Annotated in this window: 12 protein-coding genes; 11 read left to right on the top strand and 1 reads right to left on the bottom strand. The window is 70.8% G+C overall.

Translation table 11 applies throughout. From position 1 onward, the window contains the following. Positions 1–36 precede the first annotated feature (36 nt). The 10 genes from GA0070616_RS11625 (at position 37) to GA0070616_RS11580 (ending at position 24312) form a co-directional block, all read left to right on the top strand. Positions 37–5424 carry a type I polyketide synthase gene (locus tag GA0070616_RS11625; RefSeq protein ID WP_425412991.1) on the top strand — a complete coding sequence of 1796 codons (5388 nt, stop codon included), beginning with the start codon at positions 37–39 and terminating at the stop codon, positions 5422–5424. Positions 5425–5476: 52 nt separating this feature from the next. Beyond that, positions 5477–15928, top strand: a complete 10452-nt coding sequence (locus GA0070616_RS11620; protein ID WP_091080765.1) for a type I polyketide synthase — start codon at positions 5477–5479, stop codon at positions 15926–15928. Between the two features lie 74 nt (positions 15929–16002). After that, positions 16003–16719, top strand: coding sequence for an arylamine N-acetyltransferase (locus GA0070616_RS11615; protein ID WP_281188597.1), 717 nt, complete (start codon positions 16003–16005; stop codon positions 16717–16719). Positions 16720–16753: 34 nt separating this feature from the next. After that, positions 16754–16918 (top strand): hypothetical protein, encoded by a 165-nt coding sequence (locus GA0070616_RS28080; RefSeq protein WP_175440049.1) that lies wholly within the window; start codon positions 16754–16756, stop codon positions 16916–16918. Continuing rightward, on the top strand, positions 16915–17976 hold the full coding sequence (locus GA0070616_RS11605; RefSeq protein WP_091080759.1) for a 3-dehydroquinate synthase family protein: 1062 nt from the start codon (positions 16915–16917) through the stop codon (positions 17974–17976). The genes GA0070616_RS28080 and GA0070616_RS11605 overlap by 4 nt, the downstream gene beginning before the upstream one ends. After that, positions 17973–19268 (top strand): 3-deoxy-7-phosphoheptulonate synthase, encoded by a 1296-nt coding sequence (locus tag GA0070616_RS11600; RefSeq protein ID WP_091080755.1) that lies wholly within the window; start codon positions 17973–17975, stop codon positions 19266–19268. The genes GA0070616_RS11605 and GA0070616_RS11600 overlap by 4 nt, the downstream gene beginning before the upstream one ends. Before the next feature lie 147 nt (positions 19269–19415). Next, entirely contained in the window at positions 19416–20582 is a 1167-nt protein-coding gene (gene rifK / locus GA0070616_RS11595; protein ID WP_091080748.1) for a 3-amino-5-hydroxybenzoate synthase, read from the top strand. Beyond that, positions 20579–21655 (top strand): Gfo/Idh/MocA family protein, encoded by a 1077-nt coding sequence (locus GA0070616_RS11590; RefSeq protein WP_091080745.1) that lies wholly within the window; start codon positions 20579–20581, stop codon positions 21653–21655. Before rifK ends, GA0070616_RS11590 begins: the two co-directional genes overlap by 4 nt. 11 nt (positions 21656–21666) lie before the next feature. Continuing rightward, positions 21667–22365, top strand: a complete 699-nt coding sequence (locus GA0070616_RS11585) for an HAD-IA family hydrolase (RefSeq protein ID WP_091080741.1) — start codon at positions 21667–21669, stop codon at positions 22363–22365. 411 nt (positions 22366–22776) lie between these two features. Then, entirely contained in the window at positions 22777–24312 is a 1536-nt protein-coding gene (locus GA0070616_RS11580; RefSeq protein WP_091080736.1) for a non-reducing end alpha-L-arabinofuranosidase family hydrolase, read from the top strand. Between the two features lie 247 nt (positions 24313–24559). On the opposite strand, the gene GA0070616_RS11575 is transcribed toward GA0070616_RS11580, so the two are convergent. Further along, positions 24560–25585, bottom strand: a complete 1026-nt coding sequence (locus GA0070616_RS11575) for a sodium:calcium antiporter (protein WP_245712731.1) — start codon at positions 25583–25585, stop codon at positions 24560–24562. Between the two features lie 318 nt (positions 25586–25903). Between GA0070616_RS11575 and GA0070616_RS11570 the strand changes: the two genes are divergently transcribed. Then, the gene (locus tag GA0070616_RS11570; protein ID WP_091080732.1) at positions 25904–26953 is read left to right on the top strand and encodes a dipeptidase; all 1050 of its coding nucleotides are present in this window, start codon (positions 25904–25906) and stop codon (positions 26951–26953) included. Positions 26954–26986 lie beyond the last annotated feature (33 nt).

Genomic DNA, 26986 nt, shown 5'->3' with positions numbered 1-26986 from the left:
CACCGTACGGAAACGCACACGGATCTTCCCTGGGAGCTGAGTTCAATGGCTGACGAGGTACAACTCCGCGACTACCTCAAGAGGGCCATCGGCGACGCCCGCGACGCCCGTCGGCGGCTGCGCGAGGTCGAGGAGCAGGCGCGGGAGCCGATCGCCATCGTGGGAATGGCGTGTCGGTACCCGGGCGGCGTGTCCTCGCCGGAGGATCTGTGGCACGTCGTGGCGAACGGGGTCGACGCCATCGGCGGCTTTCCCACCGATCGTGGCTGGGACCTCGCGGCCCTGTTCGACCCGGACCCCGACCGACCGGGTACGTCGTACACCGACCAGGGCGGTTTCCTCGACGGCGCGGGCCTGTTCGACCCCGGGTTCTTCGGGATCTCGCCCCGTGAGGCGCTGGCGATGGACCCGCAGCAGCGGTTGCTGCTGGAGACCTCCTGGGAGGCGATCGAACGAGCGGGCGTCGACCCGTTGTCGTGGCGCGACGGTGACGTCGGTGTGTTCGCCGGGCTGTCCAGTCAGGGCTACGGAGCCGGATCCGGCCGTCCGGTCGCACCGGAGCTGGAGGGTTTCGCGGGCACCGGTGCCGCGCCCTGCATCGCGACGGGCCGGGTGTCGTACGTCCTCGGCTTCGGAGGGCCTGCGGTGACGGTGGACACGGGGTGTTCGTCGTCGCTGGTGGCGATACATCAGGCCGTGCAGTCGCTGCGGCAGGGCGAGTGTTCGGCGGCGCTGGCGGGCGGCGCGATGGTGATGGCCAAGCCCGGCTCCTTCCTGTCGTTCTCCCGGCAGCGGGGGTTGGCGTCGGATGGGCGGTGTAAGGCGTACGCCGATGGTGCGGACGGGATGGGGCTGGCCGAGGGGGTCGGCCTGGTGTTGTTGGAGCGTTTGTCGGTGGCGCGGGAGCGTGGGCACCGGGTGCTTGCGGTGTTGCGGGGTAGTGCGGTCAATCAGGACGGGGCGTCGAACGGGTTGACGGCGCCGAATGGTCCGTCGCAGCAGCGGGTGATTCGTGCTGCGTTGGCCAGTGCGGGGTTGTCGTCGTCCGAGGTGGATCTGGTGGAGGGTCACGGTACGGGCACGTCGCTCGGTGATCCGATCGAGGCGCAGGCGTTGCTGGCCACCTACGGTCAGGGCCGCGATCCCGGGAAGCCGTTGTGGTTGGGGTCGGTCAAGTCCAACATCGGGCACACCCAGGCAGCGGCGGGCGTGGCCGGCGTGATCAAGGTGGTGCAGGCACTGCGGCACGGTGTCCTACCGGCGACGCTGCACGTACAGCAGCCCACGAGCGAGGTGGACTGGACCGCGGGCGCGGTGGAGCTGCTGACCGAGGCACGCGAGTGGCCGCGGGGCGAGCGCCCGCGCCGGGCCGGGGTGTCGTCGTTCGGGATCAGCGGGACGAACGCACATCTGATCATCGAGGAGGCGCCCGAGGAGGCACCTGAGCAACCGGCGCCCGCCGAGCGGACGCCCTTCGACGCAGTGGTGCCGCTGGTGGTGTCGGCGCGCAGCACCGGGGCGTTGGCCGGGCAGGCCGTACGGCTGGCGTCGTACGTCGAGTCGGGTGCGGCGTCGCTGGCGGCCGTGGCCGGCGCGTTGGTGTCCGACCGGGCTCTGCTCGGCGAGCGCGCTGTGGTGGTGGCCGGCTCCGGGCAGGAGGCGCTCGCCGGGCTGACGGCGCTGTCCCGGGCCCAGGACGCCGTCGGCCTGGTGACCGGCAGCGCGCGGGCAACGGGAAAGGTGGTGTGGGTGTTCCCGGGGCAGGGCTCGCAGTGGCTCGGCATGGGCCGGGAACTGCTCGCGTCCTCGCCGGTCTTCACCAAGCGGATCTCGGAGTGCGCCGACGCCCTGGCACCGTGGATCGACTGGTCGCTGCTGGACGTCCTGGGCGGCGAGACCGCGCCCGAACTCCTGGACCGGGTCGATGTGGTGCAGCCGGCCAGCTTCGCGGTGATGGTGGGTCTGGCCGCGGTGTGGGCGTCGGTGGGTGTCTCTCCCGACGCGGTGGTGGGCCATTCGCAGGGTGAGATCGCTGCGGCCTGCGTGGCGGGTGCCCTGTCGTTGGAGGACGCGGCCCGCGTGGTGGCGCTGCGCAGCCGGGCCATCGCCACCACGTTGTCCGGCCGGGGCGGTATGGCCTCGGTGGCGTTGTCCGAGGACGACGCGACCGCGCGGTTGCGGCCGTGGGCCGACCGGGTCGAGGTGGCGGCGGTGAACGGCCCGTCGTCGGTGGTGGTCGCCGGCGACGCCCAGGCTCTGGACGAGGCCCTGGAGGTGTTGTCCGGCCAGGATGTCCGGGTCCGACGGGTGGCGGTGGACTACGCCTCACACACCCGGCACGTGGCGGACATCCGCGACGTCCTCGCCGACGCGCTGGCCGGGATCACGGCACAGGCCCCGGTGGTGCCGTTCCACTCGACCGTCACCGGAACGTGGATCCGCGACGCCGGAGTCCTGGACGGCGACTACTGGTACGGGAATCTGCGCAACCAGGTGCGGTTCGGGCCGGTGGTGGCGGACCTGGTCGAGCAGGGACACCGGGTGTTCGTGGAGGTGAGCGCACACCCGGTGCTGGTGCAACCGATCAGTGAGATCGTCGACGACGCCGACGTGGTGGTGACGGGGACGTTGCGGCGCGGAGACGGTGGCCCACGGCGACTGCTGACCTCCCTGGCCGAGGTGTTCGTCCGCGGCGTCCCGGTTGACTGGAACGGCGTCCTTCCCCCCGTCGCGGGGCACGTGGACCTGCCGACCTACGCCTTCGACCACCAGCACTTCTGGCTCCAGACCGAGGAGTCCGCGACGGATCCGGCGTCGCTCGGCCAGTCGGCGACCAGTCACCCGCTGTTGGGAGCGATGGTCCACCTGCCCGGGTCCGACGGTCGGGTGTTCACCTCACGCCTCTCGCTGCGGACGTCCCCCTGGCTGGCCGACCACGCGGTCGACGGGGTGGTGGTTCTTCCCGGCAGTGCGTTGGTGGAGTTGGCGGTTCGGGCCGGCGACGAGGTGGGGTGCCCGGTACTGGACGAGCTCACCACGGAGTCTCCGCTGGTGGTGCCCGAACAGGCAGGTGTCCGGGTGCAGGTGGTTCTGAGCGGGCCCGGCGACAACGGCGTACGGACGGTGGAGGTGTACGCCGTCCGCGACGGCGGGGAGGGGTGGACGCGGCACGCCACCGGGGTGCTGTCCGCCGCGCGGTCGCCGGTCGTGGACATCGATCTCACGACGTGGCCGCCCCCCGGTGCGGAGCAGCTCGAAACAGCGGACTTCTACCCCGACATGACCGGGCTCGGTCACGCCTACGGGCCCGCGTTCCAGGGACTGCGCGCGGTGTGGCGGCGGGGCGAGGAGATGTTCGCCGAGGTCGCGTTGTCCGAGGAGCCCCGGGGGGACGCCGCCGCGTACGGCATCCACCCCGCGTTGCTGGACGTGGCTCTGCAACCGATGCTGCTGAGCCCCGGAGGGGATGCGACCGGGCCGCGGCTGCCCCTGGACTGGCACGGGCTGACCCTGCACGCGGCCGGTGCCTCGGCGCTGCGGATCCGGCTGGCACCCGTCGGTGCCGGCGCGGTTTCGCTGGTGGCGGTCGACGGGGACGGCGGTCCGGTGGTGACGGCCGACTCGGTCGTGTCCCGGCCGGTCTCCGTCGAGAAGCTGGCGGTGACGACGGAGACCCGCGACTCGTTGTTCCGCGTCGAGTGGACCGCACTGCCGTTGACGGCGGTGGGGCCGGTCGACGGTCGGCCCGACGTCGAGGTCCTGGAGGTGACCGGCGGCGACGATGCCCTTGCCGTGACCTCGCGGGCGTTGGCTGTGCTGCAGGACTGGCTGGCCCGGCCGGACGAGTCGCGGCTGGTGGTCGTGACGCGCGGGGCGGTGCCTGTCGGCGACGGGGCGGTGGCTGATCCGGCCGCGGCGGCCGTGTGGGGGTTGGTGCGTTCGGCTCAGGCCGAGAACCCGGACCGGATCACCCTGCTGGACCTCGAACCCGACGGTGCCGTCGAACAGGTGCTCGGGTGGGCGCTGGCGAGCGAGGAACCGCAGCTCGCGGTGCGTGACGGAGTCTTCCTCGTCCCGCGCCTGGCCCGTGCCGGCGAGCAGGAGCGGGAGACCTCCGCCGTGTTCGGCCCGCAGTCAGCGGTCCTGATCTCCGGTGCGGGCGTGCTCGGGGCGGTGGTGGCCCGGCAACTGGTCATCCGGCACGGCGTGCGGCGACTCGTGCTGGCCAGCAGGCGGGGCCCGGACGCAGAGGGCATGGCGGACCTGGTCGCGGAGCTGGCGGAGCACGGCGCGCAGGTGTCGGTGGCCGCCGGTGACCTGTCCGACCGGGAGCACGTCTCGGCTCTGCTGGCCGAACACCGTCCCACCGGCGTCGTGCACACGGCGGGTGTGCTCGACGACGGTGTGGTGGCGGCGTTGACCCCGCAGCGGTTGGCGCGGGTGTTCGCGCCCAAGGTGGACGCGGTGCGGCACCTCGACGAGCTGACCCGCGACATGGACCTCGACGTGTTCGTGGTCTTCTCGTCCGGGTCGGGCGTGTTCGGCTCTCCCGGCCAGGGCAACTACGCGGCGGCGAATGCCTTCCTGGACGCCGCGATGGCCAACCGGCGGGCGGCCGGCCTACCCGGGTTGTCGTTGGCGTGGGGCCTGTGGGAGCAGGCCACCGGCATGACCGCGCATCTCGGCGAGGTGAACCAGGCACGGATGAGCCGCGGTGGCGTGCGCGCGATGACGGCGACGGAAGGGATGGACCTCTTCGATGCCGCCCTGACCTCCGAGCAGTCGTTGTTGGTGCCGGTCAGGCTCGACCTCCGGGAGGTGCGCGCCAGCGGTGTGGTGCCGCACCTGCTGCGGGGCCTGGTGCGGCCGGGCCGACAGCAGGCACGGAACGCGGCCGGCGGGGACGCTGGGCTGGCGCAACGGCTCGCCGGACTCGCCCCGGCCGAGCAGGAGGCGCTGCTGTTGGACCTGGTGCGTGCGCAGGTCTCGGTCGTGCTCGGGTATTCCGGTGCGGCGGCCGTTCGGGCGGACGGTGCGTTCAAGGACGCCGGGTTCGATTCGTTGACGTCGCTGGAGCTGCGTAACCGGCTGCGTGAGGCGACCGGCCTGAAGCTGCCGGCCACGATGGCGTTCGACTATCCCACTCCGTACGCCCTCGCGCGTCACCTGCGTGACGAACTCGGGACCGGGGGCGACGCGCTCGCCCAGGTCAACGCCAGGATCGAGGAGATCGAGACGCTGATCGGCAACCTGGCACTCGACGGCTCCACGAGATCCGCCGTCACGCTCCGACTCCAGGGGCTGGTGGCCAGGTGCAACGGGGTCCGCGAGCAGGCGGATGTCGCCTCGGTGGTCGAGCAGTTGGAAGCCGCGTCCGCCGACGACGTACTCGACTTCATCGACGCCGAACTCGGGCTCACCTGACCTCCGATCGACGCACCCCACCCCGACGAAACCCTCGTGAGGACAGACGACAATGGCCACGGACGAAAGACTCCTCCAGTACCTCAAGCGCGTCACGGCCGAGCTGCACACCCTGAGGCAGCACGGTTCGGGGCACGCCGACGAGCCGCTGGCCGTCGTGGGTATGGCCTGCCGCTTCCCCGGTGGTGTGTCCTCCCCGGACGAGCTGTGGCGGCTGGTGGCCGACGGGGTGGACGCCCTGTCCGACTTCCCGGAGGACCGGGGCTGGGACCTGGACGGACTGTTCGACCCGGATCCCGACCGTCCCGGCACGTCGTACACCAACCAGGGCGGCTTCCTGCAGGGCGCCGGGCAGTTCGACGCCGGCTTCTTCGGAGTCTCACCGCGCGAGGCACTGGTGATGGACCCGCAGCACCGGCTGCTGCTGGAGACGTCGTGGGAGGCGCTGGAGGACGCCGGGGTAGATCCCTCGTCGTTGAAGGGCACCGACGTCGGGGTGTTCTCCGGCGTGTTCACCCAGGGCTACGGTGCCGGCTCGATCACCCCCGAGCTGGAGGGCTTCGCCGGCACCGGGTCGGCGTCGAGCGTGGCGTCCGGCCGGGTGTCGTACACCCTCGGGCTCGAGGGGCCGGCGGTCACGATCGATACGGCCTGTTCATCGTCGCTGGTGGCGATCCACCTGGCCGCCCAGGCGCTGCGCTCGGGCGAGTGCTCGATGGCGCTGGCCGGCGGTGCGACCGTCATGCCGACTCCCGGCACGTTCGTGGCGTTCTCCCGGCAGCGGGTGATGGCCGCCGACGGGCGGAGCAAGGCGTTCGCCGCCGCCGCGGACGGCACCGGCTGGTCCGAGGGCGTCGGTGTCGTGGTGCTGGAGCGACTGTCGGTGGCACGCGAGCGCGGGCACCGGGTCCTGGCGGTGCTGCGGGGCAGCGCCGTGAACCAGGACGGTGCCTCCAACGGTCTGACGGCTCCGAACGGGCCGTCGCAGCAGCGGGTGATCCGCAAGGCGCTGGCCGGTGCGGGGCTCACTCCGTCGGACGTGGACGCCGTGGAGGCCCACGGAACGGGGACCGCCCTGGGTGACCCGATCGAGGCGCAGGCGCTCATCGCGACCTACGGTCAGGGCCGCAGGCCGGACCGGCCCCTGTGGCTCGGCTCGATCAAGTCCAACATCGGTCACACCCAGGCAGCCGCCGGCGTGGCCGGTGTGATCAAGATGGTGCAGGCGTTGCGGCACGGTGTGCTGCCGCCCACGCTGCACGTGGACGAGCCCACGTCGCAGGTCGACTGGTCCGCAGGCGCGGTCGAGCTGCTGACCGGGGCCCGTAGCTGGCCCCGTGGTGACCAGCCGCGACGGGCCGGTGTGTCGGCCTTCGGAATCAGCGGGACCAACGCACACGTGATCCTTGAGGAAGCGCCCGCTGACGACGAGGCGACGGATCCGGCGGAGGTGACCACCGGGTTGGTGCCACTGGTGGTGTCGGCGGGCAGCACGGCCTCGCTGCTGGCGCAGGCGGGCCGGCTGGCGTCGTTCCTCGAAGGCACCGAGGTGCCGCTGGCACGGGTGGCTGGGGCGTTGCTGTCCGAGCGGGCGCTGCTCGCCGACCGCGCCGTGGTGGTCGCAGGGTCGACCGGGACTGCGCTGAGCGGGTTGCGTGCGCTTGCCAGCGGCGCGGCCACGCCCGACGTGGTGACCGGCTCGGGTGTGCCGGGCAAGGTCGTGATGGTGTTTCCGGGGCAGGGCTCACAGCGCTCCGGCATGGGCAGTGAGCTGTACGACCGGTACCCCGTGTTCGCGCGGGCCTTCGACGAGGCCTGCGAGCACCTGGACTCGTGTCTGACCGGATGGATCGATCACCCCGTACGTGACGTGGTGCTGAACAGGGTGCCCCGCAGCGGTGACCTGCTGAACCAGACGGTGTTCACGCAGGCCGGCCTGTTCGCGACGGAGAGCGCGCTCTGCCGGCTCGTGGAGTCGTGGGGCGTCCGGCCCGATCTGGTGATCGGGCATTCGATCGGCGAGATCACCGCGGCGTACTCGGCGGGGATGCTGTCGCTGGCCGACGCGGCGAGGGTCGTCGCGGCCCGGGGCCGGCTCATGCAGGCGCTGCCGCCGGGCGGGGCGATGGTCGCGGTGGCCGCGAGTGAGGCACAGGTGGCCGAGTTCCTCGACGAAAGCGTGGAAGTCGCCGCGGTCAACGGCCCGTCCTCCGTCGTGCTCTCCGGCGACCACCACGCTGTCCTCGCGGCGGCGGACCGGCTGCGGGAACGTGGACACAAGACCAAGCACCTGGTGGTCTCGCACGCGTTCCACTCACACCAGATGGAGCCGATGCTGGCTGAGTTCGCCGCCGAACTCGCCGGTGTGGCATGGCAGTCGCCCGTCATCCCGGTGGTGTCGAACCTGACCGGCCGGCTGGCGGAGCCCGGCGAGCTCGCGGACCCCCGGTACTGGGCCGAGCACGTACGCCGGCCGGTGCGGTTCGCCGACGGGATCGCGACCGCCGTGGAACAGGGCGGGGCGCTGTTCCTGGAACTCGGACCGGGTGCCGCGTTGACCGCGATGGCCGCGGAGACGGCCACGGCGGTCAACGCCGACGTCACCTGCGTTCCGGCCCTGCGTGACGGCCGATCCGAGGAGAGGACCCTGCTGACCTCGGTGGCCGAGCTGTTCGTCCGTGGTGCCGCCGTTGACTGGGCCGCCGTCCTGCCGCCGCTGAGCGGGCACGTCGACCTGCCGACGTACGCCTTCGACCGGCAGAACTACTGGCTTCCGCCCGGCGGGTCCGCGACGGACGCCGCCTCGCTGGGGCAGGCGGCGGTCGACCATCCCCTGCTGCGTGCGGCGGTGCGACTGCCCCATTCGGGCGGGCTGGTGGTCACCTCGCTGCTGTCGCTGCGGTCACATCCGTGGCTGGCCGATCACGCGATCGGGGGCGTGGTGCTCGTCGCGGGCACCGGGCTGGTCGAACTGGCGGTCCGCGCGGGTGACGAGGTCGGGTGCGGGATGCTCGAGGAACTCGTGATCGAGACACCGATGGTCGTCCCGGAGCGTGGCGGTGTGCGGGTGCTGGTGGCCGTCGGCGGTCCGGGAGAGAACGGGACACGTCCGGTGGACGTCTACTCCACCCGCGATGACGACGCGGACGCGTGGACCCGGCACGCCACGGGATTCCTGTCGGACGGGCCGGCGGGGCGGGGCTCCGGATTCGACTTCACCGCGTGGCCGCCGCCAGGTGCGCGGCCGGTCGAGATCGAGAGCTTCTACACCGACCTGGCCGGGCGCGGCTACGCGTACGGCCCGTCGTTCCGGGGGCTGCGGACGGTGTGGCGGCGGGGCGAGGAGGTGTTCGCCGAGGTCGCGTTGCCGGAGGAGACGGGCGTCCGGCCGGGTGAGTTCGGCATCCACCCCGGGTTGTTGGACTCCGCCCTGCACGCGGGCATGCTCGGCACCGCGGCGGCGGTGGAATCCGGGCCACCGGTGCTGCCGTTCGCGTGGAACGGCATGGTGCTGCACGCTGCCGGCGCATCAGCGCTACGGGTGCGGATGATGTCCGCCGGGCCGGACGCCATCGCGGTGGAGGCGGCCGACGAGACCGGCGCCCTGGTGGTGTCGGTGGACTCGTTGGTGTCCCGCCCGGTGTCCACCGAGCACCTGAACGCGGCCGGCGACACCCGCGAGTCGTTGTTCCGGGTGGAGTGGGTCGAGCTGCCGGCGATCGCCGCCGAACGGACGCCTCCATGGGTCTCGGTGTCCAGCGTCGATGACGTGGCGGCCCTGGCTGACGATGCGCCCCCAGCGGTGGTGTTCGAGGTTGCCGGCGATGACGACGCGCTGGCCGTGACCTCGCGAGTGCTGGCCGTCGTGCAGGCATGGCTGGGCACCGGGCCGGAGGAGTCGCGGCTGACGGTGGTGACCCGGCGTGCGGTGCCCGGCGGCGACGGCGTGCCGGCCGATCCCCCTGCGGCGGCGGTGTGGGGTCTGGTGCGTTCCGCGCAGGCCGAGAACCCGGACCGGATGGTCCTGCTGGATCTCGACCCCGGCGGCGACGTCGACCAGGTACTGGGGTCGGTGCTCGCTTCGGGTGAGCCGCAGGTCGCTGTCCGCAACTGCGTACTGTCGGTCCCTCGGCTCGCCCGCGTCACCGGTCAGGCGAGCGACGTTCCCGCCGTGTTCGGCCCACAGGGGGCGGTCCTGGTCACCGGCGGCACCGGGTCGCTGGGGGCTCTGGTGGCGCGGCATCTCGTGTCCCGGCACGGGGTGCGGCGGCTGGTCCTCGCCAGCAGGCGTGGCCGGGACGCCGACGGTGCGGGTGGGCTGGTCGCCGAGCTGATCGAGTGGGGTGCGGCGGTCTCGGTCGTCGCGTGCGACGTGTCGGACCGCGACCAACTGGCGGCCCTGCTGGCGGAGCACCGTCCCACCGCCGTGGTGCACACGGCAGGTGTCCTGGACGACGGGGTGACCGAGGCGTTGACCCCCGCCCGGCTGGCCACCGTGTTCGCGCCGAAGGTGGACGCGGTGCGACACCTGGACGAGCTCACCCGGGACCTGGACCTGGAAGCGTTCGTGGTGTTCTCGTCCGCGTCCGGTGTGTTCGGATCCGCCGGTCAGGGCAACTACGCGGCGGCGAACGCCTTCCTGGACGCGGCGGTCGCCCGACGCCGGGCGGCCGGCCTGCCGGCCGTGTCGCTGGCCTGGGGCCTGTGGGAGCAGTCCGACGGCATGACCGCTCATCTGGGCGACGCCGACCAGGCGCGGGCGAGCCGTGGCGGTGTCCTGGCGATCACACCTGCCGAAGGGATGGCTCTCTTCGACGCCGCCTTGGGATCCGAGCAGGCGCTGCTGGTTCCGGTCAAGTTGGACCTTCGGGCCACCCGCGCGAACGTGCCGCACCTGCTGCGTGGCCTGATCCGGCCGGTCCGGCAGCAGGCGCGCGCCGCCGCCAAGGACCACGGCCTGACCCGGCAACTGGCCGGGCTCGAACCGGCCGAGCAGGAGGCGCTGCTGCTGGACCTGGTGCGCGGTCAGGTCGCGCTCGTGCTCGGGCACGCCAGCGCGGACGCGGTACGCGCGGACGCGGCGTTCAAGGAAGCCGGCTTCGACTCGTTGACGTCGGTCGAGCTGCGCAACCGACTGCGCGAGGTGACCGGGCTGAAGTTGCCCGCGACACTGGTCTTCGACTACCCGAATCCGGTCACTCTCGCGCGGTACCTGCGCGACCACCTGGGCGACCGGGTCGCCGACGCGCCGAGGGCGGTCGTCGCGGCGGCGGTTTCCGACGAGCCCATCGCGATCGTGGGCATGGCCTGCCGGTTGCCGGGCGGTGTGGCGAACCCGGACGACCTGTGGCGGTTGGTGATCGAGGGCCGCGAGGGCGTGTCGCCCTTCCCCGAGGACCGCGGCTGGGACCTGGACGGCCTCTTCGACGCCGATCCCGACAACAGGGGCACGTCCACCACCACCCAGGGTGGCTTCCTGCAGGACGCGGCGCTGTTCGACGCCGGGTTCTTCGGGATCTCACCGCGGGAGGCGTTGGCCATGGACCCGCAGCAGCGGCTGCTGCTGGAGGTGTCCTGGGAAGCCCTGGAGGGTGTGGGCATCGACCCGGGTTCGTTGCAGGGCACCGATGTCGGCGTCTTCGCCGGCGTTTCCGCCCAGGGCTACGGGATCGGTGTGTCCGTACCCGAACTGGAGGGCTTCGCGAGCACGGCCGGGGCGTCGAGTGTGGCGTCCGGCCGGGTGTCGTACGTCTTCGGATTCGAGGGGCCGGCCATCACCATTGACACGGCGTGTTCGTCCTCGCTGGTGGCGATGCACCTTGCCGCGCAGGCGCTACGGCAGGGCGAGTGCTCGATGGCGCTGGCCGGCGGTGCGACCGTGATGGCGACGCCGGGCACCTTCGTGGCGTTCTCCAGGCAGCGTGGCCTGGCCGGGGACGGGCGGTGCAAGGCGTACGCGGACGGAGCGGACGGCACCGGCTGGGCCGAGGGCGCCGGTGTGGTGGTGCTTGAGCGTCTGTCGGTGGCGCGGGAACGCGGTCACCGGGTGCTGGCCGTACTGCGGGGCAGCGCCGTCAACCAGGACGGAGCATCCAACGGCCTGACGGCACCCAACGGCCCGTCGCAGCAGCGGGTGATCCGCCGCGCCCTGGCGAGCGCCGGCCTCGAGCCGTCCGACGTGGACGTCGTGGAGGGGCACGGGACCGGGACGGCGCTGGGCGATCCGATCGAGGTGCAGGCCCTGCTGACCACGTACGGACAGGACAGGGAACCCGGCCGGCCGTTGTGGTTGGGTTCGATCAAGTCGAACATCGGCCACGCGCAGTCGGCGGCCGGTGTCGCCGGTGTGATCAAGATGGTGCAGGCGCTGCGTCACCACGCCATTCCCCCGACCCTGCACGTCGACGCCCCTACCTCTCAGGTGGACTGGTCCGCGGGCGCTGTGGAACTGCTGACGCGGGCACAGGAGTGGCCGCGCAACGGTCACCCGCGCCGAGCGGGTGTGTCGTCGTTCGGAATCAGCGGGACGAACGCCCATCTGATCATCGAGGAGGCACCCTCCGAGGAGGCGCAGCCGGTCGGAGAACCGACGCCGGATGTCGTGGTGCCGCTGGTGGTGTCGGCACGCGGCACCGGCTCGTTGTCCGGGCAGGCGCGGCGGCTGGCACGGTTCGTCGAGGACTCCGGCGACGTGTCGCCGGGGCAGGTGGCCCGGGCGCTGGTGTCCGGGCGTGCCGTGTTCGCGGAGCGGGCCGTCGTGGTGGCGGGTTCCCGCGACGAGGCGTCGGCCGGACTGTCGGCGCTGGCTCGGGGCGAGACCGCACCCGGCGTGATCGTCGGGAAGGTCGCGGCGTCGGGCGTGCCGGGGAAGCTGGTCTGGGTGTTCCCGGGCCAGGGCTCGCAGTGGGTGGGCATGGGACGGGAGCTGCTGGACTCGTCCCCGGTGTTCGCCGAGCGGATCGCCGAGTGCGCCTCGGCGCTGGAGCGGTGGGTCGACTGGTCGCTGCTGGACGTGCTGCGAGGTGAGTCCAGCCCCGAGTTGATGGACCGGGTCGACGTGCTCCAGCCCGCGAGCTTCGCCGTGATGGTGGGACTGGCGGCGGTGTGGTCCTCGGTCGGCGTGGTGCCGGACGCGGTGGTCGGACACTCCCAGGGAGAGATCGCCGCGGCGTGTGTCGCGGGTGCGCTGTCGTTGCCGGATGCGGCCCGGGTGGTGGCGTTGCGCAGCAGGGCCATCGCCACCGAGCTCTCCGGGCGCGGTGGCATGGCCTCCGTGGCACTGGGTGAGAACGACGTCGCCGCGCGGCTGACGCCGTGGGCGGGACGGGTCGAGGTCGCCGCCGTCAACGGGCCCTCCTCGGTGGTGGTCGCCGGTGACGCCGAGGCGTTGGATGAGGCACTGGAGGCGCTGGCCGGTGACGGCGTCCGGGTGCGGCGCATCGCGGTGGACTACGCCTCACACACCCGGCACGTGGAACGCGTTCGGGATGCCCTCGACGAAGCGCTGGGCGGGATCGACGCGCAGGCCCCGGTGCTGCCGATCCTGTCGACCGTGACCGGTGAGTGGATCCGGGACGCCGGGGTCGTCGACGGCGGGTACTGGTTCCGGAATCTGCGCCACCAGGTGGGCTTCGGCGCTGCCGTGGCACACCTGGTCGACCAGGGGTACAGATTGTTCGTCGAGGTCAGCTCGCACCCGGTGCTGGTTCAGTCGATCACCGAGAGCGCTGACGACACCGACGCGGTGGTCGTCGGGTCGCTGCGGCGTGACGATGGCGGGCTGCGCCGGCTGCTGACTTCCATGGCTGAGCTGTTCGTCCGGGGTGTCGCCGTCGACTGGGGTGCTGTCCTGCCCGCCCTGACCAGGCGCGTGGACCTGCCGACCTACGCCTTCGATCACCAGCACTACTGGCTCCACTCGACCGAGGTCGCCACCGACGCCGCCTCGCTGGGCCTGGCCGGAGTCGACCACCCGATGCTCGGCGCGGTCATGCACCTGCCGCAGTCCGACGGCCTCGTCTTCACCTCACGCCTGTCGCTGCGGTCCCATCCCTGGCTGGCCGACCACGCCGTCCGGGGCGTCGTCATCGTTCCCGGCGCCGGACTGGCGGAACTGGCCGTGTGCGCCGGGGACGAGGCCGGATGTTCGGTTCTCGACGAACTCGTCATCGAGGCACCGCTCGTGGTACCCCGGCAGGGCGGAGTGCGCGTACAGGTCGCAGTCGGCGGACCGGCCGAGGACGGCTCCCGCTCGGTCGACGTGTTCTCGCAGCGCGAGGACGCCGCCGGGGAAGCCGGCCCGGGCATGTGGGTGCGGCACGCCACCGGCCTGCTCGCGGTTGCGGGGGAGCGGTACGGGAGCCGCACCGGCTTCGACTTCACCGCGTGGCCGCCGCCCGGGGCGCAGCCGCTGGACATCAGTGACGGCTATCGTCGGCTCGCGCAGGTGGGCTACGGCTACGGGACGACGTTCCAGGCCGTCCGGGCGGTGTGGCGGCGTGACGACGAGCTCTTCGCCGAGGTCGCGCTCGCCGAAGAGCACCGCAACGATGCCGCCAGGTTCAGCATCCACCCGGCGTTGCTGGACGCGGCCCTGCACTCGACTCTCCTCGGTGCCGCGTCCGCTGCCGACGAGTCGGACGAGCAGGCGCTGTCGCTGCCGTTCGCCTGGAACGGACTGCGCCTGCACGCGGCCGGTGCCTCGGTGTTGCGGGTGCGGGTGAGCAGCCCCGAGCCCGACGCGATGGCGCTCGAAGCCGTGGACGAGGCCGGTGGTCTGGTCGTGACGATGGAGTCGCTGGTGGGCCGGCCGGTCTCCAACGAGCAGTTGGCTGCGGCGGCGGGAACCGCCCTCGCCGACTCGTTGTTCCAGGTCGAGTGGATCGGGCTGCTCTCGCCTCAGAGCGAGCTCGTGCCGTCCTGGCGACACGTCGCGGACGCGGAACAGGTGGCGACGCTGGCCGACGACGTGCTGTCGGGGACGACGGACGCCCCGGCCGCGGCGGTGTGGGAAGCCACCGGCGGCACCGACGTGCTGGAGCTGACCACCCGGGTGCTGGACGTGGTCCAGTGCTGGCTGGATGGGGGCGGATTCGAGAACTCGCGGTTGGTGGTCGTCACGCGGGGCGCGGTGCCCGCTGGTGACGGCGCGGTGACCGATCCCGCGGGCGCGGCGGTCTGGGGCCTGGTCCGTGCCGCTCAGGCGGAGAACCCCGACCGGATCACTCTGGTCGATCTTGATCCGTCGTCGAGCGACCCCGTCGAATCCGTGCTGGGTGTGGTGCTGGCGTCCGGTGAGCCACAGGTCGCGGTGCGCGACGCGGCGCTGTCGGTGCCACGGCTCACCCGGGTCGCCGGTGCCGTGCCCGACGGTGGGGTGGTGTTCTCCCCCGACGGGACGGTGTTGATCACCGGCGGCACCGGGGAGTTGGGCGGCCTCGCGGCCCGACACCTGGTCGGTCGGCACGGGGTGCGGCGCCTGGTGCTGGTGAGCAGGCGTGGCCCGGATGCCGAGGGCGCGGCTGCTCTCGTCGGGGAACTCACCGAGCAGGGCGCCGACGCGACGGTGGTGGCCTGTGACGTGTCCGACCGACGCCAGGTCGCGGCCCTGCTGGAGCAGTACCGTCCGACCGCTGTCGTGCACACCGCCGGCGTCGCGGATGCCGGGGTGATCGGCACGGTGACGCCGGAGCGGCTGGCGGAGGTGTTCGCGCCGAAGGTGGACGCGGTGCGTCACCTGGACGAGCTGACCCGGAACCTGCGCCTCGACGCGTTCGTCGTCTACTCGTCGGTGTCGGCGGTGTTCATGGGTGCCGGTAGCGGCAGTTACGCGGCGGCGAACGCGTTCCTGGACGGGCTGATGGCGCACCGCCGTTCGCTGGGTCTGCCGGGGCTGTCCCTGGCCTGGGGCCTGTGGGAGCAGACGCACGGCATGGCGGCCGGTACCGACGACCTTGCCAGGTCGCGGATGAGCCGGCGGGGAGGACTCCTGGCCCTGACCCCCGCGGAAGGCATGGAGCTCTTCGACCTCGCTGTCGGTGCGGGGAAGACGCTGTTGGTGCCCGCCAAGCTGGATCTGCGCAGAGTCCGGGCGGACGCGGCGGCGGGTGGCGCGGTGCCGCACATGTTGCGTCGCCTGGTCCGGGTGGCTCGGCAGCAGGCGTACACCTCGGACAGCGTCGCGCCCGGGCAGCTCGCCGAGCGGCTGGCCGGACTGCCGGCTGCCGAGCGGGCCAGGGCCCTGCTCGACCTGGTGCGTACCCAGGTGGCCTCGGTCCTCGGTTACGGCGCGACCCACCAGGTCGAGGCGGAGCAGGGACTGTTCGAGATCGGCATCGACTCGTTGACCGCCATCGAGCTACGCAACCGGCTGCGCGACATCACCGGACGGAAGATCGCCGCCAATCTCGTCTTCGCCTATCCGACGCCACAACTGATTGCCGCTCACCTGTACGAGCTGATGTACAGCGACCGGGCCGCCACGCCGGTGGCGATCTCCGTCTGAAGGAGGGTGACGACGTGTTCGACGTGAACAGCTACCTGCGGCGCATCGGCTGCGATCGGGAGACCGGCGTGGACATCAGTACGTTGCGGACGCTGCACAAGAGGCACCTCATGACGATTCCGTACAGCAGTCTCGCGTACGGCGTCGCCGACGGGATAGACGTGGTCGACCTGGATGACGACGCGGTGTTCGAGCGGAGCGTCGTCGAGGGGCGCGGTGGTGCCTGCTACCACCTGAACCGCCTGTTCTACCGCCTCCTGGGTGAGCTGGGCTACGACGTCACGCTGCTGGCCGGTAGCACCGTGGAGGGGCGGGCCGCATTCGGGACCGATGTCGAGCACATGTTCGGCCGGGTGGCCCTGGACGGCGACGAGTGGCTGGTGGACGTCGGCTACCCGGGCCCGACCTACGTCGAACCGCTGCGGCTCTGCGACACGGTGCAAACCCAGTACGGGAACCAGTTCCGGCTGGTCGACCACTCTTCCGGGTTCGCGCTGCAGCGCAGGGGGGTGGCCACCCGCTGGGGGGTCGTCTACACCTTCACGACCCAGCCCCGGCAGTGGAGCGACTGGAAGGAACTGGAGGACAACCTGCGCGACGTCCTGTCAGAGCCGGGGCGGGACGACACCAGGGAGGTCCTGTGCGGTCGGGCCGTCGAGAACGGGCAGGTGTTCCTGCGACAGCGCCGGTATCTGAGCGTCCGCAACGGCCGGGAACAGGTGCGCACGATCACCGACGACGACGAGCATCGGATGCTGTTGTCCCGCATCCTCTCCGGCAACCTCGACTGAGCTCGTGCCCGGTCGGCAGCAGAAAGGGGAGACGATGGAGTACGAGAATCGTCTGTTCGCGCGGTTCGTCGAGTTCTGCCGGGACTGCATGACGGAGTGCACCCGGTTCATGTGGGCCTTCTACGGCGGTGTGGTGGACACGAGGACCGCTGTCTCGGCACTCCGGAACTCACAGGACGCCCGGGAGACAACACGGTGACCAGAACAGTTCCGGTGCCCCTCGCAGATCGTTCCTACGAGGTGCTGATCGGCGAGGGAGTTCGCACGTCGCTCGCCGGGGTGGTGCGCCGGCTGGGCGCCGAACGGGCTGTCGTCGTGTCGGCCCGTCCACGGGAATGGGTGCCCGACACCGGTGTGGAAACCCTGCTCCTGCCCGCCCACGATGGCGAGCAGGGCAAGACCCTCGCCACGGTGGAGGCGTTGTGCGGCGAGTTCGTGCGGTTCGGGCTCACCAGGTCCGACGTCGTCGTGTCCTGCGGCGGCGGGACGACCACCGACGTCGTCGGGCTGGCGTCCGCGCTCTATCACCGGGGCGTGGACGTGATCCACCTGCCCACCTCCCTGCTGGCCCAGGTGGATGCGAGTGTCGGCGGGAAGACGGCGGTGAACCTGCCCGACGGCAAGAACCTGATCGGCGCGTTCTGGCAGCCCCGCGCGGTGCTGTGTGACACGGACTACCTGTCGACCCTGCCGCCACGGGAGATGCTGAGCGGCCTCGGCGAGATCGCCCGCTGCCACTTCATCGGCGCCGGTGACCTACGCGGCCTGCCGCTCACCGAGCAGATCGCCGCAAGTGTGACCCTCAAGGCGAGCATCGTGGCGGTGGACGAGCGGGACACCGGGAAGCGGCATCTGCTCAACTACGGCCACACGCTGGGCCACGCGCTCGAGCTGGCGACCGGATTCGCGCTGCGTCATGGCGAGGCGGTCGCCATCGGCACGGTCTTCGCGGGCCGGCTGGCACATGCGCTGGGCCGGGTCGAACAGTCCAGGGCGGATGAGCACCTGGCTGTCGTCCGTCACTACGGTCTGCCCACCGCCCTGCCCGCCGAGGTCGATCCAGGGCTCCTCGTCCGCCAGATGCACCGGGACAAGAAGGCGGTCAGCGGGCTCGGTTTCGTCCTGGACGGGCCCTCGGGCGCGGAGCTGGTGAGTGATGTGCCGCAGGACGTGGTCGTCCGAGTCATCGAGGAGATGCCGCGTGCGCCGATGGACACGCTCGTCGGGGCCGTCACCACCGACGTGGTCCTGACATGAGACGGTTCCCGCACCGGCCGGCCGACACCGGAGGCCAGATCCACGATCGCCACCCGGAGGACGGGGTCCTGAACCGCCGGTTGGCCGAGGCGCTGGCCCGCCCGGCCGCCCAACAGCCCTGCTGGCCTGTTCCGGAGCGGGCCCGTGCCGTCGTCGAGCAGCTACAGCAGGCGGACCCGATCGTGACGCCGTCGGACACGGCGCGGCTGTCCGACCGGCTCGCTTCGGCCGCTCGCGGTGAGGCGTTCCTGCTCCAGGGCGGCGACTGCGCCGAGACCTTCGCCGACAACACCGTCTCGCACCTGCGGGCCAACCTGCGGGTCCTGGCGCGGATGGCCGATGTGCTGACCCATGCCACCGACCTGCCGCTGGTCACCATCGCACGCATGGCCGGGCAGTACGCCAAGCCCCGGTCCAACGCCGTGGACGCGTCGGGTCTTCCGGTCTACCGCGGCGACATCATCAATTCCGCGGAACCCACCCCCGCTGCCAGAACGCCCGACCCGCAACGCATGTTGCGGGCCCACGTGAATGCGGCCGGTGCGATGGAGCTGGTCCGACGTTTCGGCGGGAGCGAGGTGTACGTCAGCCACGAGTTGCTTCTGCTCGACTACGAGCGGACCGTGCTCTGGGCGGACGACAGCGGCCCGGAGGCCCGGCTGATGAGCGGGCTCGCGCACTTCCTGTGGATCGGTGAGCGGACCCGTCAGCTTGACGGCGCCCACATCGCGTTCGCGGAGCTGCTCTCCAATCCGGTGGGAATCAAGATCGGCCCGAGTGTGACCGCGGAGCTGGCCGTCGAGTACGTGGAGCGCCTCGACCCGCACTGCACCCCGGGACGGCTGACCTTGGTCAGTCGGATGGGGAACGGCCTCGTCCGCGACGTCCTGCCGCCGATCGTGGAGAAGGTCAGCGCGTCCGGACACCAGGTGATCTGGCAGTGCGACCCGATGCACGGCAACACCCTGCAGGCTGGGAACGGGTTCAAGACCCGGCACTTCGACGACGTGGTCGACGAGATCGCCGGCTTCTTCGAGGTGCACCGTGAACTCGGTACCCATCCCGGAGGCATTCACGTCGAGGTGACCGGCGAGGACGTGACGGAGTGCCTCGGGGGCGCCTCGGGGATCGGTGAGCGCGATCTGCCCACCCGCTACCGGACGGCCTGCGATCCGCGGCTGAACGCCGAGCAGTCGGTCGAGCTGGCGTACTTCGTCGCGGAGATGCTGGCCGGTTGGCGCTCGGACGGCCGGGCAGGACCGGATGGCCGGGACCTCGCCGATTCGTGTTGAACGATGCGTCGACCACTACCAGGACGAGGGATGTTGGCTACCTAGAGTGACCATAGCATGGGCGAAGAGGCTGAATCGCGGTTCCTGAGCCCATGGCCATTCACGCTTCTTCCTGAACCGGACCCACCACGGAGAATTCGGAGAGACATGGACGTGCGACAGGCACCGAAATTCCCCGCGTGGCCACAGTACGACGATGCCGAGCGTGAGGGCCTGATCCGTGCGCTCGATCAGGGCCAATGGTGGCGTATGGGTGGCGACGAGGTGGACTCGTTCGAGCGCGAGTTCGCCGATCACCATGGCGCCGAGCACGCGCTGGCTGTCACGAACGGTACGCACGCGCTGGAACTCGCCCTGCAGGTCATGGGCGTCGGGCCGGGTACCGAGGTCATCGTGCCGGCCTTCACCTTCATCTCCTCCTCCCAGGCGGCCCAGCGGCTCGGCGCGGTCACCGTTCCGGTCGACGTCGACCCGCACACCTACAACATCGACCCCGCAGCGGTCGTCGCCGCCCTCACGCCTCGCACCAAGGTGATCATGCCGGTGCACATGGCCGGGCTCATGGCGGACATGGACACGCTGGCGAAGATCTCCGCGGAGAACGGTGTGCCGTTGCTACAGGACGCCGCGCACGCACACGGTGCGCAGTGGCAGGGCAAGCGCGTCGGAGAGCTCGGCAGCATCGCCACATTCAGTTTCCAGAACGGCAAGCTGATGACCGCGGGCGAGGGCGGCGCCGTGGTGTTTCCGGAGGGTCAGACGGAGAGCTACGAGATGGCGTTCCTGCGGCACAGCTGCGGCCGGCCACGGGGTGACCGCCGGTACCTGCACCGGATCTCCGGGTCCAACATGCGTCTCAACGAGTTCTCCGCGTCGGTGCTGCGCGCGCAGCTGCGTCGCCTCGACGAACAGATCGCCGTGCGCGACCAGCGCTGGACCCTCCTGTCTGAGCTGCTGGGAGCGATCGACGGCGTCGTGCCACAGGGCGGCGATGTGCGGGCCGACCGCAACTCGCACTACATGGCGATGTTCCGTGTCCCCGGGATCAGCGAGGAGAACCGCAACGCCTTGGTCGATCGGCTCGTGGAGAGGGGACTGCCTGCGTTCGCCGGGTTCCGCGCGATCTACCGCACCGAGGCCTTCTGGGAGTTCGGCGTACCCGACGAGAGCCTGGAAGCCATCGCGGATCGCTGCCCCAACACCGATGCCATCAGCCAGGACTGCATCTGGCTGCACCACCGGGTGCTGCTGGCCGGGGAGCAGGAGATGCACGCGACGGCTGAGATCGTTGCCGACGTCGTGGCCACCGCATGACGGTCCGGGTGGCGGTGGTCGGGCTCGGCTGGGCAGGGCGGGAGCTGTGGCTGCCGCTGTTACGTGAGCATGCCGACTTCGAGGTGGTCGCGGTCGTCGACGCCGACCCGGCGTCGCACGCGGTGCTCGGGAAGGTGCCGGGCATCGCCGTACGTCCCACGGCGGACGCCCTCACCGCGCGGGAGGTCGATCTGGCCGTCGTCGCGGTACCCAACCATCTGCACGTCGAGGTGGCGGGCGCCCTGCTCGCCACCGGGATCTCCGTCTTCATCGAGAAGCCGGTGTGCCTGACCTCTGCCGAGGCCGACATCCTCGCGATGGCCGAACGCAGCGGCGGGATGCTCCTGGCGGGCAGCGCGGCCCGGTACCGAGGCGACGTCCAGGCACTGCGGCAGGCCCTGCCGGACCTGGGCGAGATCCGGCATGTCGACCTCGGCTGGGTACGGGCCCGTGGCGTGCCGCAGGCCGGCGGCTGGTTCACCCAACGCGACAAGGCCGGTGGGGGTGCGCTGTTCGACCTCGGCTGGCACCTGCTCGACACGTTGGCGTACCTGCTCGGTCCGGCCGACTTCACACAGGTGATCGGCGTGACGTCGGACGACTTCGTCAACGTCGACGCCTGGCGCGCGGCGTGGCGGCAGGACCAACCCGGCATCCGCCCCGCCGACGTGGAGGACACCGCGCGTGGCTTCCTGGTACGCGACGACGGCGTTTCGGTATCCCTACGGGCCCGCTGGGCGTCGCACGAGGCGCGTGACATCTCGTCGATTCATGTCGAGGGTAGTGCCGGGGTCGTGGATCTGAAGTGCACCTTCGGCTTCAGCTCCAATCGTCAGCCCGAGCCCGAGCTGACGTTGACCCGCAAGGGGGCCACGACGCGGCTCGCGGCGCCGGTCGAACAGGTCGGCATCGAGTACAGCCGGCAGCTGGACGGCCTCGCCGCGATGCTGGCCGATCCCGGCAACCGTGGCCGGGCCATCGCCGAGGCGCGGCCGATCGTGCGGATGATCGAGAGCTTCTACGCGTCGGCGGGATCGGCGCGGAGCCGGCGAGCGGTGCCTACGTACCAGTAGAGAGGTGCTTCATGGCGTTCCCGATCGTCGACCGGCCAGCCCCTGCGCCTGACACCTCGACGCCGGTCAGGCATGCGGTCATCTTCGACCTCGACGGGGTCGTGGTGGACAGCTTCGCGGTGATGAGCGAAGCATTCGCCACCGCGTACGCCGAGGTCGTCGGCGATGGCCCCGCCCCGTTCGAGGAGTACCGGCGTCACCTGGGTCGCTACTTCCCGGACATCATGCGGATCATGAATCTGCCGCTGGCGATGGAGGAGCCGTTCGTCCGTGAGAGCTACCGACTCGCCGACAAGGTGCAGGTGTTCGAGGGGATCCTCGAACTGCTGCTGACCCTGCGGGTGCGGGGCCTGCGGCTCGCCATCGCCACCGGCAAGAGCGGACCGAGGGCGCGGTCCCTTCTCGACCAGCTGGGCCTGCTCCCGTTCTTCGCACATGTGATCGGCTCCGACGAGGTCGCCCGGCCCAAGCCGGCCCCGGACATCGTGCGGCATGCCTTGAACCTGCTCGACGTGCCACCTGAACGGGCCATCATGGTCGGTGACGCGCCGACCGACGTGGCCAGCGCCCGGGGCGCCGGCGTCGCCTCGGCGGCTGCGTTGTGGGCACCGCCGGAGGACGTCGGCGAGTTGCTCGCCGGGGGCCCCGACGTGGTGCTGCATCGCCCGGCGGACCTGTTGGCTCTCTGCCCGGCCGTTTCCGCCTGCTGACACGGACGCCTGATCGGGCCGTGATCGTGGGGCGTGATGGTCAACCTCAGGGCCGTTGTCGATTGTTAGCGACAACATGATGCCTGCCCGGGGTGGCTGGGCGGTGATGCGGCAGGGATCCCTTCGGGCGGCGATGGCAGGCGGTTACCCCCGGTGCTTCGTGTGCCACGAGTCGTCGATCGGAAAAGTTTCGGCTTGACGAACGGAATGTTATCGCTGACAGTCGATAGTCAAGGGCGGCGATGCCTTGGCTTACCGGGCAAGTCTGGTTTGTCGACCTTGGATCAGCACGCGCCAGGGCGGACGTAAGGACAGTGAACGCTGACGCGACCTACGCCTCGCCTGGCCCGTGCGGCGCGGTGCGCCCATTCCCGGGTGGACCGTTCGGCTCTTGGTCGTCAGAGGAGGATCATGTCTGTCCCCGGTAGGTCTCCATCGATCGCGCCGCCGTCACGGCGGCGTGGGTGGTTGTCACGGATCGTCGCCGCCGGCGCGACGGCGTTGGTTGTCGGTGTCGCGGGCGCCGCCGTGGTGTCGACGCCCGCCGCCGCGGCGACGGTCGACACGAGCGCGTGGTATGTGCTGGTGAACCGCAACAGCGGCAAGGCGTTGGACGTGTACAACCTGGCCACCAACGACGGGGCCCGGATCACCCAGTGGGCCCGCAACAACGGCGACCAGCAGCAGTGGCAGTTCGTCGACTCCGGCGGTGGCTACTACCGGCTGAGGTCGCGGCTGTCCGGGAAGGTGCTGGACGTCTACAACTGGTCGACCGCCAACGGTGCCAGCATCGTGCAGTGGACCGACGGCAACGGATCCAACCAGCAGTTCCGGCTGGCCGACTCGACCGGTGGCTACGTCCGGTTGATCAACCGGCACAGCAACAAGGCGGTGGAGGTGCAGGGCGGCTCGACCGCTGACGGCGGCAACATCGTGCAGTACGACGACTGGGGTGGCAGCAACCAGCAGTGGCAACTCGTCCGCGTCGACGGTGGGGGCAACCCCACCACGCCGCCACCGACGACGCCCCCGCCCGGCACGTGTGCGCTGCCGTCGACGTACCGCTGGAACTCGACGGGTCCGCTGGCACAGCCGAGGTCGGGATGGGTGTCGCTCAAGGACTTCACCCACGCCCCCTACAACGGCCGGCAGCTCGTGTACGCGACGACACACGACACGGGTACGAGATGGGGGTCGATGAACTTCGGCCTGTTCAGCAACTGGTCCGACATGGGCTCGGCGAGCCAGAACGCGATGCCGTTCTCCGCGGTCGCGCCGTCGCTGTTCCACTTCGCGCCGCGCAACATCTGGGTGTTGGCCTACCAGTGGGGTGGTCCCGCCTTCTCCTACCGGACCTCGACCGACCCGACGAACGTGAACAGCTGGTCGGCGCCGCAGACGCTGTTCACCGGGAGCATCACCGGCTCCGGTACGGGGCCGATCGACCAGGCGCTCATCGGTGACGACCAGAACATGTACCTGTTCTTCGCCGGAGACAACGGCAAGATCTACCGGGCCAGCATGCCCATCGGGAACTTCCCGGGCAGCTTCGGCTCGAACTACACGACCATCATGAGCGACACCACGAACAACCTGTTCGAGGCCGTTCAGGTCTACAAGCTGCAGGGCGAGAACCGGTACCTCATGCTCGTCGAGGCGATCGGCTCACAGGGTCGCTACTTCCGCTCGTTCACCGCCACCAGTCTGGGCGGCTCGTGGATCCCGCAGGCGGCGACCGAGAGCAATCCCTTCGCCGGAAAGGCGAACAGCGGAGCCACCTGGACCAACGACATCAGCCACGGCGAACTGATCCGGACCAACGCCGATCAGACCATGACCGTGAACGCCTGCAACCTGCAACTGCTCTACCAGGGCCGGTCCCCCAACTCGGGCGGCGACTACGGCCTCCTGCCCTACCGGCCGGGGATCCTGACCCTGCAACGCTGATGCCTGACGCGGGTCCGGCGCGGGCGGTCCTGACCATCACAGATGGCGGAGCCTGCCTGGTCGGGGGAGCGTCCTCGCGGCTCGTGATCAGCTGGAACCGGAACGGCGGGCTCGGCGCAGGCCGGGCCCGCCGTGCTGCTCGGCCGGGCCGCCGTGCTCGGCCCGGGCGGTCGGGCCGCCGTGGTCGGTACCGGTCACCGGCACCCGTGGGCAGCCCGGAACCATCCCGTCCGGAAGGAGGGCTTCCTCAGCCCGGCCGGATCAGCAACAGCACGACGGTGGCCAGGTAGATCAGTGGGATGGCGGCCCCTTCGAAGCCGATCCCCCGGCGTTCCCGGATGACCAGTCCGGCGGCCAGCGTGGCGGTCATCAGGGTGGTCATCCCGGTGAACAGCAGTCCCGACAGGTTCGCCTCGGAGTAGATCGACCCGGGCCGGTAGGTGGCGTCCGCGAGGAAGATCATCAAGGCGTCGAAGGCGTTGCCACCGAGGATGTTGCCGATGCCGAGGGTCAACGCCCCGATGCGGACCGCCGCGATGAGGGTGATCAGTTCCGGCAGTGAGGTGATCGCCGTGGTGAGCGTGAAGCCCACGAAGCCGCTGGGCAGACCCGAGGCGGCCACCACGCCCAGCCCGCCCTGACCGATGAGGAAACCGGTGGCGGCCACCACGGCCGCCAGCGCGGCCAGTCGGAACCACAGACGGCGGATGCTCGCTCCGGACGACTCCTCGGCCGGCACGTCCTGGCGGGTGTCGCTGGTGCGGCGGGCGAACCACATCGGTTCCCGGCGCAGTCGGCGCAGCAGCACCAGACCGTACAGGTAGATGACGGGGATCAGCAGGCTCGCGGGGTGCACCCAGAGGATGGCGAGCTTGGGCGTCGCGTAGGCCACCACGGGCAGGCAGAGCAGCGCCACCAGGACGAGTGCCTGCAGGACGTTCTCCAGGGACGCCGCCGCGTGCTCGATGTTCGACCGGCGGTAGAGCAGGTCGGCGATGGCCAGCCACACCGTCTGCACCGCGATTCCACCGATCGGGTTGGCGAGGGCGAACTCGGCGTCCTGCCGTACCGAACCGATGATCGTGGTCGCGATGCCGGGCAGCGAGGTCACCGCGCCGAGCAGCAGGGCACCGGCCACCGCCTCGCCCATGCCGGTCCGGTCCGCCAGCTCGTCCGCCGTACGGGCCAACGCCCCGCCCGCGAACAGGATCGCCACCAGCGCGGCGAGCAGCGCGATCACGCTGGGTACGAGTGGCCAGGTGCCGGTCATCATGGGAGGCCGCTTGGGGGTCGTCCGTCAGAGCACATGCCCCCACCCGTACCCACCGAGCCGGAACCGACGCCTCCCATCGCTGAGGCGGCGTCCGGATCGCTTGGTAATCAGGTCATATCGGAACCTTCGGATATCAGCCTGTTGCAAGGACTTATCGGGTGGTTCGTCACCGGGTGATCCTGGTAGGGGGTATGCCCACCCCGGAACGACGAATTTCGTCGGTATCGAGCTGTGATGCGACGAGTTCCAGTGAATCTATAGACAAGAACTGGCGTCACTCGTAGGGTCTCACCATCTTCCGATGATCCTGGAGATGACGTGAACATTGCCGCCCCCGAAAGTCCCGTCCTCTCGGCGACCGAGCTGCACTCCGCCGCCATCGTGGTGGACGGAAGTACGGTCATCGAACTCAGCGACGCCCACCTCGACCGGATCCGGCGAGGGGGAGTCACCGCGGTCAACCACACGGTCACCACGCCGTACGCCGACACGGCCACCGCCCTGCGGGAGGTGAACCGGTGCCGCCGGTGGATCGACAAGCACCCCGACGACGTGCTGCTCGCGCTGACCGTCGCCGACATCGAGCGGGCCAAGGCCGAGGGCAAGGAAGCCGTCATCTTCGGCCCGCAGGACACCGAGATGATCGGTGTCGACCTCGACCTGCTCGGCACCTTCTACGACCTCGGCGTCCGCATCCTGCAACTGACCTACCAGCGGCAGAACCTGCTCGGCGCCGGCTGCGGCGAGGAGACCGACGCGGGGTTGACACACAAGGGCCGCGCCTTCGTCGAGGCGATGGACGAACTGGGCATCCTGGTCGACGTCTCGCACTGTGGCGAGCGCACCGGCCTCGACGCCATGGAGGCCTCGGCGAAGCCGGTCGTGGTCACCCACTCCTTCTGTGACGCGATGTCGCCGCACATCCGGGCCAAGTCCGACGGATACCTGCGCAGCCTCGGCGAGCAGGGCGGCGTCATGGGCATCACCACCCTGTCAGGGTTCCTGTACTACCCGGACGCCCCGTCCCGGCGGCCGGATCTGACCCGCTTCGTCGAGCACGTCAGCCGGGTGGTGGAGGTGGCCGGCGTCGACCACGTCGCCATCGCCACCGACTACGACGAGACGTGGACCGAGCAGATGCGGATCGCGCAGTTGCGGAGCATCGCGCAGTCGAAGTCCAAGGAGCAGCAGAACCTGCTCGGCGACTTCGGCTGGACCGAGCGTCGGGCCATCGGCATGGACGACGCCTCGGACTTCCCCAACTTCACCGAGGCGCTGCTGGCCGGCGGCTTCTCACCGGAGGACGTGACCAAGATCCTCGGCGGCAACTGGCTGCGGGTCTACGGGGAGGTCTGGAAGCCGGCCTGACCTGTCCGCGTCGATCGTGACTTCAGCCAAGGA

Source organism: Micromonospora nigra (assembly GCF_900091585.1).
Taxonomy (GTDB): Bacteria; Actinomycetota; Actinomycetes; order Mycobacteriales; family Micromonosporaceae; genus Micromonospora; species Micromonospora nigra.
The sequence above is the reverse complement of the archived record's forward strand: the minus strand, read 5'-3'. Positions and strand labels throughout refer to the sequence as shown.

Bases quoted from the DNA above. Each gene is read 5' to 3' on its own strand.
- GA0070616_RS11585 (WP_091080741.1), top strand. From the start codon at position 21,667: ATGGCGTTCCCGATCGTCGACCGGCCAGCCCCTGCGCCTGACACCTCG.
- GA0070616_RS11600 (WP_091080755.1), top strand. From the start codon at position 17,973: ATGAGACGGTTCCCGCACCGGCCGGCCGACACCGGAGGCCAGATCCAC.
- GA0070616_RS11580 (WP_091080736.1), top strand. From the start codon at position 22,777: ATGTCTGTCCCCGGTAGGTCTCCATCGATCGCGCCGCCGTCACGGCGG.
- rifK (WP_091080748.1), top strand. From the start codon at position 19,416: ATGGACGTGCGACAGGCACCGAAATTCCCCGCGTGGCCACAGTACGAC.
- GA0070616_RS11590 (WP_091080745.1), top strand. From the start codon at position 20,579: ATGACGGTCCGGGTGGCGGTGGTCGGGCTCGGCTGGGCAGGGCGGGAG.
- GA0070616_RS28080 (WP_175440049.1), top strand. From the start codon at position 16,754: ATGGAGTACGAGAATCGTCTGTTCGCGCGGTTCGTCGAGTTCTGCCGG.
- GA0070616_RS11620 (WP_091080765.1), top strand. From the start codon at position 5,477: ATGGCCACGGACGAAAGACTCCTCCAGTACCTCAAGCGCGTCACGGCC.
- GA0070616_RS11575 (WP_245712731.1), bottom strand. From the start codon at position 25,585: ATGATGACCGGCACCTGGCCACTCGTACCCAGCGTGATCGCGCTGCTC.